This is a genomic window from Barrientosiimonas humi (genome assembly GCF_006716095.1).
GTDB lineage: Bacteria > Actinomycetota > Actinomycetes > Actinomycetales > Dermatophilaceae > Barrientosiimonas > Barrientosiimonas humi.
Map to the genome: position 1 here is coordinate 2,018,242 of NZ_VFOK01000001.1, position 12,268 is coordinate 2,030,509.

General features: G+C 72.2%; 10 protein-coding genes. 3 read left to right on the forward strand and 7 right to left on the reverse strand.

Annotation, left to right across the window (positions count from 1 at the left end):
* Nucleotides 1-69 precede the first annotated feature (69 nt).
* The 3 genes from FB554_RS09415 to smc form a co-directional block, all read right to left on the reverse strand.
* A complete protein-coding gene (locus FB554_RS09415) occupies nt 70-339 on the reverse strand; it encodes a hypothetical protein (protein ID WP_142005720.1) in 270 nt (89 codons plus the stop codon).
* A 75-nt stretch (nt 340-414) separates the two neighbouring features.
* Nucleotides 415-1,392: an alpha/beta fold hydrolase gene (locus tag FB554_RS09420; RefSeq protein WP_211344569.1), complete on the reverse strand. Its 978-nt coding sequence runs from the start codon at nt 1,390-1,392 to the stop codon at nt 415-417.
* 185 nt (nt 1,393-1,577) lie between these two features.
* The gene (gene smc / locus FB554_RS09425) at nt 1,578-5,201 is read right to left on the reverse strand and encodes a chromosome segregation protein SMC (protein ID WP_142005721.1); all 3,624 of its coding nucleotides are present in this window, start codon (nt 5,199-5,201) and stop codon (nt 1,578-1,580) included.
* Between the two features lie 123 nt (nt 5,202-5,324).
* Here smc and FB554_RS09430 point away from each other — a divergent pair, with 123 nt between their 5' ends.
* The 3 genes from FB554_RS09430 (at nt 5,325) to tenA (ending at nt 7,473) form a co-directional block, all read left to right on the forward strand.
* Nucleotides 5,325-5,840 carry a MarR family winged helix-turn-helix transcriptional regulator gene (locus FB554_RS09430; protein ID WP_142005722.1) on the forward strand — a complete coding sequence of 172 codons (516 nt, stop codon included), beginning with the start codon at nt 5,325-5,327 and terminating at the stop codon, nt 5,838-5,840.
* On the forward strand, nt 5,837-6,748 hold the full coding sequence (locus FB554_RS09435; RefSeq protein WP_142005723.1) for an amidohydrolase family protein: 912 nt from the start codon (nt 5,837-5,839) through the stop codon (nt 6,746-6,748). The genes FB554_RS09430 and FB554_RS09435 overlap by 4 nt, the downstream gene beginning before the upstream one ends.
* A 62-nt stretch (nt 6,749-6,810) precedes the next feature.
* Nucleotides 6,811-7,473, forward strand: coding sequence for a thiaminase II (gene tenA / locus FB554_RS09440; RefSeq protein ID WP_142005724.1), 663 nt, complete (start codon nt 6,811-6,813; stop codon nt 7,471-7,473).
* A 148-nt stretch (nt 7,474-7,621) separates the two neighbouring features.
* Here tenA and map read toward each other — a convergent pair whose 3' ends face one another.
* The 4 genes from map to FB554_RS09460 all read right to left on the reverse strand — a co-directional run bounded on the left by map (nt 7,622) and on the right by FB554_RS09460 (nt 12,034).
* Entirely contained in the window at nt 7,622-8,389 is a 768-nt protein-coding gene (gene map, locus FB554_RS09445; RefSeq protein ID WP_142005725.1) for a type I methionyl aminopeptidase, read from the reverse strand.
* A 58-nt stretch (nt 8,390-8,447) separates the two neighbouring features.
* The gene (locus tag FB554_RS09450; protein ID WP_142005726.1) at nt 8,448-9,842 is read right to left on the reverse strand and encodes a GntP family permease; all 1,395 of its coding nucleotides are present in this window, start codon (nt 9,840-9,842) and stop codon (nt 8,448-8,450) included.
* A gap of 14 nt (nt 9,843-9,856) precedes the next feature.
* Nucleotides 9,857-11,668, reverse strand: coding sequence for a M3 family metallopeptidase (locus FB554_RS09455; protein WP_142005727.1), 1,812 nt, complete (start codon nt 11,666-11,668; stop codon nt 9,857-9,859).
* A 183-nt stretch (nt 11,669-11,851) separates the two neighbouring features.
* Nucleotides 11,852-12,034, reverse strand: a complete 183-nt coding sequence (locus FB554_RS09460) for a hypothetical protein (RefSeq protein WP_142005728.1) — start codon at nt 12,032-12,034, stop codon at nt 11,852-11,854.
* Nucleotides 12,035-12,268: the final 234 nt, after the last annotated feature.

A 12,268-nucleotide genomic window follows, 5' to 3' on the forward strand; every position in this document is an offset into this window, starting at 1 on the left:
GGCCATCATGGCAAACGGGGACGACAGCCCCGAGCCCCCGGCCAGGACGCCGCGAGGACGTACGAAGGGCTAGCTGGCCTCGCGCCCGGCCTCGGCCTGGGCGCTGCGGCGACCGCTCACCGAGCCGCCGCGGGAGCGGGCGACTGAGGCGACGCTGCCGGTCGCACCCTTGGCGGTCGAGACGACCTTGTCGGTGCGGCGCGCGACGCCGGAGACGACTTCTTCGCCCTTGGGCGTCAGCATCTGGCGTCCGTCACGACGCGCGGGCACCGCCACGATGCCGACGACGGCAGCGGCGAGCGCGAGACAGACCACCATCGCGAGGATCAGCCAGACCATGGGCATATCTTGCGGTGCGAACCTGTGGCTTCCCAAACCGCCACACCCGAGAAACCTGGGTGAATCCGGGAACCTTCACCCACTGTTCACGTCACCCCGGGTCACCTCGCGCACGAAACCGTCGGCGGCGTCGACCAGCTGGTCGAGACCGGGCTGCTCGATCGGGTAGTGCCCGGCGTTGGCGAGCTCGGTGACGCGCACCGGCACCCGGGTGATCCGGTCCAGGAACGGGGTGCTGAGGCGCAGCGGGCTCCACCGGTCCTTCGCCGGCTGGGTCAGCAGGATCGGGCAGGCGTCGAACTGCTCGGGCTGCACCGCCGGCTCGTAGCGCAGGTAGGAGTCGAGGAACGTCAGGGTCACCGCGTTGCCGGCCGAGGTCTTGTCGGCGAGGCACGCCTTGAGCGCGGCCTTGTCGTTGACCAGCGTGTGCATCTTGCTCACCAGGCGCATCGGGACCTTGACGCGGCGCAGCGGGCTGCTCGCCCCGAGCCGCATGGTGGTCTCGCCGGTGCGCCCGGCGATCTTGGTGATCGCGGTCTCGACCTGAACCTGAGGGTTGCGCTGGTCGAGGAAGGTCATCCCCACGATGCCCTTCACCTTCGGGTTGACGGCGGCGATGTGGTACGCCTCCATCCCGCCGGCGCTCAGGCCGTACAGCACGATCGGCCGGTCGTCCTTGGCCAGCTCGGCGTCGACGAGCGCCGACCCGGCGCGGACCCAGTCGTCGTACGTCACGAGCGCGTCCGGCCGCACCCGGCTCAGGCCGTACGTCGGCATGTCGACCGCGATCGTCTCGAGCCCGCGCTCGGCGAGCGGGTGCCCGAGGATCGTGGTCATCTGGCGGCCGTTGGTGCCGACGCCGTGCAGCAGGATCACCTTCGCGGGGGCGTCGGGGTTGCGATAGGTGTCCAGGTGCAGCCGGTGCCCCTCCCAGTCCCACCACTCCTCGGCGGGCAGGTCGTCGGGGCCGAGCTGGTACGCCGTGGGCAGGAAGGACTGGATCCGGCGCCACTGCGGCTGGTCGGCATAGGACTCGGGCAGTTCGCTACTCACGAGTCTCACGGTGCCGCACCCGCCTGTGAAGCGGGGAAACGGCGTCCCAACCTCCGATATCGGCCGTCGTGACCGTCACGGGCGCGAAACCCGCGCAACAACCCCCGACATCGGCCCTCGTGACCGTCACGGGCGCGAAACCCCCGCAACAACCCCCGACATCGGGCCGTACGACCGTGGCCGGCTCAGGAGGCCGCGGCCACGTCCTGGTCCTCGGGGGCTCCCCCGCCGTCGCCCGGACCGCCGTCGCCACCGTCGTCGGCGACGTCGCGCAGCCGCTGGCTGACCACCGTGGTGACGCCGTCGCCGCGCATGGACACGCCGTACAGCGCGTCGGCGACCTCCATCGTGCGCTTCTGGTGGGTGATGACGATGAGCTGGCTGGAGTCGCGCAGCTCCTCGAACAGCGTGATGAGCCGGCCCAGGTTGGCGTCGTCGAGGGCGGCCTCGACCTCGTCCATGATGTAGAAGGGGCTGGGCCGCGCCTTGAAGATCGACACCAGCAGCGCGACCGCGACCAGCGACCGCTCGCCGCCGGACAGCAGCGACAGCCGCTTGATCTTCTTGCCGGGCGGGCGGGCCTCGACCTCGATGCCGGTGGTCAGCATGTCGCCGGGCTCGGTGAGCACCAGGCGCCCTTCGCCACCGGGGAACAGCCGCGAGAAGACGCCCTCGAACTGCGCGGCGGTGTCGGCGAACGCGTCGGCGAAGACGGTCTTCACCCGCTCGTCGATGGTCGTGACGATGTCGAGCAGGTCCTCGCGGGAGCGGCGCAGGTCGTCCAGCTGCTCGGTGAGGAACTTGTGCCGCTCCTCCAGCGCCGCGAACTCCTCCAGCGCCAGCGGGTTGACCTTGCCGAGCTGGTTCAGCTTGCGCTCGGCCGAGCGCAGCCGCTTCTCCTGCGCCTCGCGCACGAACGCGATCGGCTCGGGGAAGTCCTCGTCGTCGGGCGACTGGTCGGGCCCGGGGACGTGCGGGACGAGCTGGTGCGGGCCGTACTCCTCGGTGAGCACCTCGGGGTCGATGCCCAGCTCCTCGACCGCCTTGGTCTGCAGCGCCTCGATGCGCAGCCGCTGCTCGGCGCGGGCGATCTCGTCGCGGTGCACGGTGTCGGTGAGCTCGCGCAGCTCCTCGGTGAGGTTCTCCATCCGGCTGCGCGTCTGGCTCATCTGCGTCTGCCGCTCGGCCTGGGCCTGCTCGGCGCTGCTGCGCCGCTCGGCGGCGATCTCGAGCAGCTGGGCGACGACGTCGACCGAGTACGTCGCGCCGGTGCGCACCGCCCGGGCCGCCTGGGCCTCGCGGTGCCGCCGCTCGCGACGGCGCTGGGCCTTCTCGCGCGCCTCGAGCTCGGAGCGTACGGCCGACTCCAGGCTGCTCGCCCGTCCCGCGAGCGAGCGGGCCTGCTCCTCCTGGGTGCGCAGCGCGAGGCGCTGGTCGGTCTCGTGGGTGCGCGCCCTGGCCGCCGCCTGGGCCAGCTGTTCACGCTCGTCGGCGGTGGGCTCCTCGTCGGCCGGCTCCTGCTCGGCCGCGGCGAGCCGCTGCTCGAGCTCGGCCAGCGCGCCGCGGTCGGCCTCGAGCGCGGTCTCGGCGGACTGGATGCCCTGCTCGAACCGCTGCTGCTCGGCGCCGGCCGAGCGGACGGTCTGACCCAGCTGACCCAGCTGCTCGGCGACGGCCGACATCTTGGCGTCGGAGTCGTTGAGCTCATCCAGCGCCGCCTCGGCGTGCGACTTCAGCGACCCGACCCGCTCGCGCAGCTGGCCGAGCTGGAACTGCGCCCGCTCCTTGCGGCCGGTCGCGTCGGCGAGCGCCTTGCGGGCGTCGTCGACGGCCGACTGGATCTCCAGCAGGCTCGGCGCGTCGGCCGAGCCGCCGCGCACCACGCCGGGGGCGTAGACGTCGCCGTCGGGCGTGACCGCGGTGACTCGCTGGCCCAGCAGGCCGGTCGCGGTGGTCGCGTCGGGCACGAGCGCGACCCGGTCGAGCAGCTGGTCGAGCGCGGCACGTACGCCGTCGGGCGCCTCGACCACGTCGCGCGCCCAGGTGCACCCCGCCGGCAGCGACGGCCACGCGTCGGGCTCGACCGGGTGCGCGGTCTCCCCCACCAGCAGCACCACGCGCCCGCCCTCGTCGTCGCGCAGGCTGTCGACCGCGGAGGTCGCGGCGGCCAGGTCGTCGACCACGACCGCCTCGGCGGCCCAGCCGAGCGCCGCGGCGAGCGCGGCCTCGTGGCCGTCGGCGACGCGCACGAGCCCGGAGACCGAGCCGCGCACGCCGTGCTCGTCGCGCCGCTCGAGCAGCGTGGCCGCGCCGTCCTTGCGCCGCAGCGACAGCTCCAGCGCCTCGACCCGCGCCTGGTGGCTGCTGCGGTCGCGGTCGGCGCCGCGCTCGTCGTCCTGCAGCTTCGCGAGCTCGGCCTCGGCGGCCTCCAGGTCGGCGACGGCCTGCTCGTAGCGCTCGTCGAGGTCGACCTCGCCGGCCTCGGTGTCGGCGATGGACCCCTCGAGCTCGGCGTACTTGCGCTCGGCGACGGCGGCCCGCTCCTGGGCCTCGCCGATGCGCTCGCGCAGGCGGCCGATCTCGGCCTCGCCCGCCTCGATGCGGCTGCGTCGCGCGGCGACCTGGCCCTGCAGCTTGGCGAGCCCCTCGCGGCGGTCGGCGGCGGCCCGGGCGAGCTGGGCGATGCGCCGCTGCTCGTCGTCGTAGGCCTTCTCGGCGGCGCCGCGCGCCTCGACCGCGGCCTGCAGCGCGGCCTGCGAGCCGGTGATCGTGGCCTGCAGCTGCTGCTCCTGGGCGCGCAGGTCGGCGGCCTGCCGCTTGAGCTGCTCGGGGTCGCGCCCGCTGGTGGGCTGCTCGTCGTCGGTGGCCAGCAGGCGTACGCGCTCGGCGGCGAGGCTCGCGGTGGCACCGAGCCGCTCCTTCAGCGAGCCCAGGGCGTACCACTGCTCCTGCGCCTGCGCGAGCGCCGGCCGCGCCCGCTCGGCCTGTCGCTCCAGGGCGGACAGCTCGTCCTTGACGCGCGCCAGCTCGGTCTCGACGCGGGTGCGCCGCTCGATCATGGCGGTCTCGTCGGCGACCTCCTGCTCGAGCGTGCTCGTGAGCTGCACCAGGTCGTCGGCGAGCAGCCGCAGCCGGGCGTCGCGCACGTCGGCCTGGATGCTCGCGGCGCGGCGGGCCGTCTCGGCCTGACGCCCGAGCGGGCCGAGCTGGCGGCGGATCTCGTCGACGAGGTCGCGCAGCCGGTTGAGGTCGCCCTCCATCGACTCCAGCTTGCGCAGCGCCTTCTCCTTGCGCTTGCGGTGCTTCAGGACGCCGGCGGCCTCCTCGATGAAGCCGCGGCGCTCCTCGGGCGTGGCGCGCAGCACGGTGTCGAGCTGGCCCTGGCCGACGATGACGTGCATCTCGCGGCCGATGCCGGAGTCGGAGAGCAGCTCCTGCACGTCGAGCAGCCGCACGACCGTGCCGTTGATCCGGTACTCCGAGCCGCCGTTGCGGAACATCGTCCGCGAGATGGTGACCTCGGTGTAGTCGATCGGCAGGGCGCCGTCGGTGTTGTCGATGGTCAGCGTGACCTCGGCCCGGCCGAGCGGCGGACGGTTGGGCGTGCCCGCGAAGATGACGTCTTCCATCTTGCCGCCGCGCAGGCTCTTGGCGCCCTGCTCACCCATCACCCACGCAAGCGCGTCGACCACGTTGGACTTGCCCGAGCCGTTGGGGCCGACGATGCAGGTGATGCCCGGTTCGAGCGTCATCGAGGTCGCGGACGCGAAGGACTTGAAGCCCTTGAGGGTGAGGCTCTTGACGTACACGCGGGGCGGGCCCTCCAGGCGGCGAACGGTTCAGGTCACCATACCGAGGGGTGCCGGAGTGTCTGCGGACCTGGGCTCTGAGCGCCTTCGGGCGCAGAGCCCCGCGTGGTCCAGACTTGGCGCATGTCCGCGAAGACCGACTACGCCGACGAGCACCTGGCGCGCTGGAGCGACCTGTTCCCCGACCCCGACGCGCGCGAGGCGCTGGTCGAGGCGGCGCTGGTGCGGATGAACCGCGTGATGCAGCGCACCGAGCGCGAGCTGCGCGCGATCGCCCAGGACGGGCCGCTGACGTACGAGGAGTTCCGCACCCTGCACGCGCTGATCGGCGGGGTGCAGCGCGGCAAGCCCTCCACCCCGGCCGAGCTCGCCGAGCGCACCGGCGTCTCGCGCGCCGGCATGACGAGCCGGCTCGACCGGCTGACCGGCGCCGGCATGGTCACCCGCACCCCCGACGAGAACGACCGGCGCAGCGTGCAGATCACCGCCACCAAGGCGGGCCACAAGGCGTGGCAGCAGATGCTCGACGCGTGGGCCGGGGCCGAGCAGCGGCTGTTCGCGGGGCTGAGCGAGCGCGAGCTGCAGCAGCTCAACACGGTGCTGCGCAAGGTGGTCCTCACCTCCGCGGAGCAGGGATGACCGACCCGGCGGGCTCCCCGGCGCTGCGCGACGCCGACGTGCCCGCCGTGTGGCGCTCGCTCGGGCTGCCGGGCCTCGCCGACATCCACGTGCACTTTCTCCCCGAGGGGATGCTGCGCAAGGTCTGGCAGTTCTTCGACGAGCGCGGCGAGCGCGACGGCGTGCCGTGGACCATCACCTATCGCGACACCGAGGACGAACGGCTGGCGACCGTGCGCCGGCTCGGGCTGCGCGCGGTGCCGTCGCTGACGTACGCCCACAAGCCGGGCATGTCCGCCTGGCTGAACGAGTGGTGCACCGAGTTCGCGGCCCGGGTGCCGGACGCGCTGCACTCGGCGACGCTGTTCCCCGAGCCCGGGAACGCGGATTACCTTGCGCGCGCGCTGGACTCGGGCGCGCGCCTGGTCAAGATGCACGTGCAGGTCGGCGCGTACGACCCCTCCGACCGGATCCTCGACGACGCCTGGGACCAGCTGCAGCAGTGCGGCGTTCCGGTGGTCATCCACTGCGGGTCGGGGCCGGCCCCGGGGCGGTTCACCGGGGTGGGCCCGGTGCGCGAGGTGCTGGGTCGCTTCCCCGACCTGACCCTGGTGATCGCGCACGCCGGACTGCCGGAGTATCTCGAGTTCGCAGACCTGGCAACGGAGTTCGCGAACGTGCACCTCGACACCACGATGGTCGGCACCGACTTCACCGAGCGCTTCGCGCCGATGCCGAGCGGCTATGTCGATCGGTGGCGCGACCTGCAGCACAAGGTCGTGCTGGGGTCGGACTTCCCCAACATCCCCTACCCCTATGCCCACCAGATCGAGGTGCTGCAGCGGCTCGACCTCGGCGACGCGTGGATGCGAGATGTGCTGTGGCACAACGGGGCTCGGCTGATGGGGCTCGACGCGGCGGCGCGGTAGGTCTCGCAACAGGTCCCCTCGGGGGTGGGCCGACCCGCCTCCGCCTGCCTAGCGTGGGGGCCATGACGACTCGAACGCGCGACGTGCTCTGGTCCGACGTGGAGGGCATCTACGACGAGATCCTCCACCACCCCTTCGTCACCGGGCTGCGCGACGGCTCGCTGCCGCACCCGGTCTTCCGGCACTACATCGTCCAGGACGCGCTCTACCTGCGCGGCTACGCCCGGTCCCTGGCCGCCTGCGCCGCCCGCGCGCCTGAGGTCGACGCCACGGTGATGTTCGCCGAGCACGCCGCGGGCGCGGTCGCGGCCGAGCGCGAGCTGCACGCCGAGCTGCTGGGCGACCTCGGGGTCGACCCCGACGACCTGGGCGCGCCCGCCCCGGCGACACAGGCGTACGTCAGCTATCTGGCCGCGACGGTGCACGCGGGCTCCTACGCCGAGGCCGTCGCGGCCGTCCTGCCCTGCTACTGGATCTACGCCAAGGTCGGCGAGGCGCTGCTCGAGGCCGGCTCCCCCGACCCGCTCTACCAGCGGTGGATCGACCTCTACGCCGGCGAGGAGTTCCAGGCCGTCGTCGACGCGGTGCTCGACGAGACCGACCGTGTCGGCGCGACCGTGTCGGACACCGAGCTGGCGCGCATGCGTGAGCACTTCACGACGACCTCGCGCTACGAGTGGATGTTCTGGGACGGGGCCTACCGCCAGGAGACCTGGCCGGTCTGAGCCGGCGAGGGCGTCCGGACACCCCTTCCGCATTTCGTTCACCGGTGCACGAAATGTGGAGCGCCACCCCCGGGATCCCGGGAGGTCGGCGCCACAGATCGTTCACAAGTGCACGAAATGCGGAGGCGCAGCCCGGCGAGGGCGTACGTCAGTCGCGGGCGGTGAGCACGAGCGGGCCGTCCTCGGTGATGGCGATGGTGTGCTCGGAGTGGGCGCCGCGGGAGCCGTCGGCGCTGCGCAGGGTCCAGCCGTCGTCGTCGGTGTAGATCTCGTCGGTGGTGGCCATGAGCCACGGCTCGATCGCCACGACCAGGCCCGGGCGCAGCCGCAGGCCCCGGCCCGCGCGGCCGTCGTTGGGCACGTGCGGCTCACCGTGCATCGTGCGCCCGACGCCGTGACCACCGAACTGGGTGTTGACGGCGTAGCCGCCGGAGCGGGCGACGTCACCGATCGCCGCGGAGATGTCGCCGATCTTGGCGTCGACCTGGGCGGCGTCGATGGCCACCGCGAGCGCCCGCTCGGTGTGCTCGATGAGGCGCAGGTCCTCGTCGCGCGGGGTGCCGACGACCACCGACAGCGCCGAGTCGGACACCCAGCCGTCGATCGACGCGGCGAAGTCGACCGACAGCAGGTCGCCGTCGCGCAGGACGTAGTCGTGCGGCAGCCCGTGCAGCACGGCGTCGTTGACCGAGGTGCACAGCACCTTGCCGAACGGGCTCGCGCCGAAGCTGGGGTGGTAGTCGATGTAGCACGACTCTCCCCCGGCGTCGCGGATCATCCGGTGCGCCAGAGCGTCGAGGTCGAGCAGGTTGACCCCGACGTCGGCGGCCTCGCGCAGCGCCGTCAGCACCGAGGCGACGAACCGGCCGGCGGGCCGCATGGCCTCGATCTCCGCAGGGGTCTTGAGCTCGATCACGCCCCCACGGTAAGCCCCGGTGCGCACCGGCCCGGGCACGGGCCGACCGCGGCCGGGGTTACCCGAGCGGCCAGAGCAGTGCGGCGAGCGCGAAGGCGGTGACGCCGATCGTGGTCTCCATGACCGTCCAGGTCTTCAGCGTGGTCTTCTCGTCCATCTGGAAGAAGCGGCTGACGAGCCAGAAGCCGGAGTCGTTGACGTGCGAGAGCACGGTGGCGCCCGCGGCGATGGCCACGACCAGAAGCGTCAGGCGTACGTCCGACAGGTTCGCCGCGGTGGCTGCCTCGGCGACCAGGCCGGCGGTCGTGGTGATCGCGACCGTCGCCGAGCCCTGCGCCACGCGCAGCGCGGTGGCGATGACGAACGACTGGAGCAGCAGCGGCATCCCGAGGTCGCCGAGCGAGGCGGTGAGCGCGTCGCCGATGCCGCTGGCGCGCAGCACCCCGCCGAACATGCCGCCCGCGCCGGTGATCAGGATGATCGAGCAGATCGGGCCGAGCGCGTCGTCGAGGATGTTGCGCAGCGGCGCCATCTTGCCGGGGCGCACCATGGTCGCGATCGCGACCAGCAGCGTGATCAGCAGCGCGACCGGCGTCTGCCCGAGCAGCACCAGCGCCTGCGCCCACACCGCCTCGTCGTCGATCGTTCCGGCGGTCCCGAGCGTCGACACGATCGTGTTGCCCGCGATGAGCACGAACGGCAGCAGCAGCAGGAGCAGCACGTGCCCGAACCGCGGGCGGCGCAGGTCGGCCTGCACCTCGTCGTCGTCGCCGTCGTTCATCTCGCCGAACAGCAGGTCGGGCACGTCGACGTGCACGCGCTTCCCGAGCACCTGGGAGACGAGGTAGGAGCCGACGAACCAGGTGACGACCGCGACCGGCAGCCCGATCAGCAGGCCGATGCCGATGTTGCCGCCGAGCGCGTCGGCCGCGGCCACCGGGCCGGGGTGCGGCGGGACGATCGCGTGCATGGCGGCGAACGCACCCGCGGCGGGGAGGGCGTACAGCAGGACGGAGCCGCCGAAGCGACGGGCCACGGTGAGGATGATCGGCAGGAAGACGACCAGGCCGGCGTCGAAGAAGATCGGGATGCCGAACAGCAGCGCCGCGACGCCGAGCGCCAGCGGTGCGCGCTTCTCGCCGAAGCGGTTCACGAGCACGTCGGCGAGCACCTGCGCGCCGCCGCTCACCTCGAGCAACCGCCCGAGCATGACGCCGAACCCGACCAGTAGCGCTACGGATCCGAGGGTGGAGTTGAAGCCGGTGCTCATGGCTTCGGGCACGTCGCCGATGGGGATGCCGGCGGCGACGGCGGTGATGACGCTCACCAGCACGAGCGCGATGAAGGCGTGCAGCTTGACCTTCATGATGAGGAACAGCAGCAGCACGACCGCGGCCCCCGCCACGAGCAGCAGCGTGGCGGTGGGGTAGGTCGCGACGACTCCGTCGTCCATGGTGTCTCTCCCGATCAGTCGGTGCCGGGCTCGCGGGAGAGCCAGGCGGCGTAGGCGTCGAAGGTGTAGGGGCGGCCGAGGAAGTCCTCGACCAGGTCGGCGGCGTCGCGGGACCCGCCCGGCGCCAGGATGCGGTCGCGATAGCGCTCGGCCACCTCGGACGCGAACAGGTCACCGGGGTCGAACGCCGAGAACAGGTCCTTGGCGATGACGAGCGACCACATGTACGTGTAGTAGGCCGACGCGTAGCCCGACAGGTGGCCGAACGAGCAGTGCATGTGCGTGTCGGGCAGGGCCGCGAACACGGAGTACTGGCGCTGCAGCTCGCCGATGCGCTCGGTGAGGTCGTCGGGCAGCGCGTGGTGCAGGTCGTAGCTCACGGCGGCGTAGAACATCTGCGTGCGCGCCTGGAACCCCTTGCCGAACTCGTGTGCGGCGCGCATCCGCCGCACCAGGTCGGCCGGGATCGCGTTGCCGTCGGCGTCACGCGCGAACGACGCGAGCACGTCGGCGTCCCAGGCCCACTCCTCGAGCATCTGGCTCGGCGCCTCGACGAAGTCCCACTCGGTGGCGACGCCCGAGAACCGTTGCCACTGCTGGCGACCCGCGGTCACGTGGTGGATCAGGTGGCCGAACTCGTGGAAGAGCGTGACGACCTCGCTGTGCTCCATCAGCCCGCGGCTGAAGTTGCAGACGAGCACGCCCTCGGGCAGTGCGCGCTCGAAAAGCCCTGAGACCAGGGTGAACTGGGCCGCGTGCTTGAACTTGCCGTCGCGCGGGTGCAGGTCGAGGTAGATCCGCCCGATCCGTTCGCCGGCCAGCTCGACGTCGTACGCCGTCACGTCCTCGTGCCAGGTCGTCGCCTCGACGGGGGTCCAGGTGAGACCGAACAGGCGACCGGTCACGTCGAGCAGCCCCCGGCGTACGTCCTCGAAGGCGAAGTATCGACGGACCTCCTGCGCGTCCACGTCGAGCTGCTCCCGACGTACGAGCTCGGAGTAGTAGGTCGCGTCGGCGGTGTCGACGTCGGCCAGGTCGGGGCGGTCCTGCCGGGCGCGCTCGAACAGGCGCTGCTTGTCGCGCTCGGCGCTCGGACCCGCGAGATCGGTGATGCGCGCGATGAACCCGGCCTCCGCCTCGGCCGTCTCGATCATCTTCACCTCGGTGTCGAGGTCGACCCAGGTGGGGTATCCCAGCAGCCGCGCGTGCTCGGCGCGCAGCTCGAGCAGGCGGCGCAGCACCGCGTCGTTGTCGGGCCAGGCCACCGTCAGCGACGCCGACGAGACCGCGACCCGCGCGTCGCGGTCGTGGGCGAACGTGCGCACCGGGATCGAGTCGGGGTAGTCGGTCGTGACCTCGACGAGGCCGTCGGCACCGGCCGGGTGCTGCTCGCGCCAGTCGTCGGGCAGGCCGTCGAGCTGCTCGGGGCGCAGGCGCACGGTCTTGGTGCCCTCGCGGATGTTGCGGGCGAACTCCTGGCTGGTCTCCAGCTCCAGCCGGTTGAGCTCGCGCAGCCGCTCGCGCGTGGCCTCGTCGCAGTCGACGCCGCTGCGCCGGAAGTCGCGCAGCACCTTGTCGAGCATCCGGGTGGCGTCGGCGTCGAGCCCGTCCGGGTCGACCCCGGCGACGACGGCGTAGATCTCGGTGTCGAGCGACAGGTCGGTCGCGAAGGCGTCGAGGTCCTGGGAGTGCTTGTCGGCTGCCTCGCGCACCTGCGCGTCGGGGTGCACCTCCGACAGCAGCGACGCCGCAGCCCCCGCGTCGCCCAGCGCCGTCTGCAGCGCGTCCCAGGTCTGCAGCACCTCCAGGGCCGGCGCGTCGCTCATGCCTCGCAGGCGGTCGGCTAAAACCCTTGCCGCATCGAGGCTTTCGTCGGTTCGGGCACGGAGCCAGGGTCCGGTTGCCGCGGCCTCGGGGAGGGCGATCGGCTGCAGATCGGTCACCGGCTCAGGCTAGTCGCGCACCTCCCCACCACGCTCGCCGACGCGAGCACCCGCTGAAACGCAGTTTCAGCGGGTGCTGATCACACGATCGGGCGGCGTGTCGTCGGCGATGCCCTGGGCCAGCTCGCGCACGGCGCTCCGCCTGAGTTCCGCACGGGTCTGCCGGTAGCGCTCCAGCTCCGCCGCGCTGATCCGACGGTGCACGCCACCGCCCTCGCGGCCCAACCCGCCCCGGTCGATCAGCCGCACCCACGGTCATGCGGCTGACCCCCAGCAGCAAGCATGTCAAAGCGCGGGAGGTCGATCGCGACCGACACACGTCCCAAGCCCAGGCTCCGACCGCAACGTGCAAGGGAGGTTGCTCTGCGCGGACCGCTTCCCGCGACGTTGGCTCTTCCGGGTTAGCCCTCGAGCCCCAGCCCAGGCACCCCTGAACACCGACATCTGTCGGCGGGCATCGCTATCAATAGGACATGACTCCAT

Bases quoted from the DNA above. Each gene is read 5' to 3' on its own strand.
- FB554_RS09415 (WP_142005720.1), bottom strand. From the start codon at position 339: ATGGTCTGGCTGATCCTCGCGATGGTGGTCTGTCTCGCGCTCGCCGCT.
- FB554_RS09455 (WP_142005727.1), bottom strand. From the start codon at position 11,668: ATGAGCGACGCGCCGGCCCTGGAGGTGCTGCAGACCTGGGACGCGCTG.
- FB554_RS09430 (WP_142005722.1), top strand. From the start codon at position 5,325: ATGTCCGCGAAGACCGACTACGCCGACGAGCACCTGGCGCGCTGGAGC.
- FB554_RS09450 (WP_142005726.1), bottom strand. From the start codon at position 9,842: ATGGACGACGGAGTCGTCGCGACCTACCCCACCGCCACGCTGCTGCTC.
- FB554_RS09435 (WP_142005723.1), top strand. From the start codon at position 5,837: ATGACCGACCCGGCGGGCTCCCCGGCGCTGCGCGACGCCGACGTGCCC.
- tenA (WP_142005724.1), top strand. From the start codon at position 6,811: ATGACGACTCGAACGCGCGACGTGCTCTGGTCCGACGTGGAGGGCATC.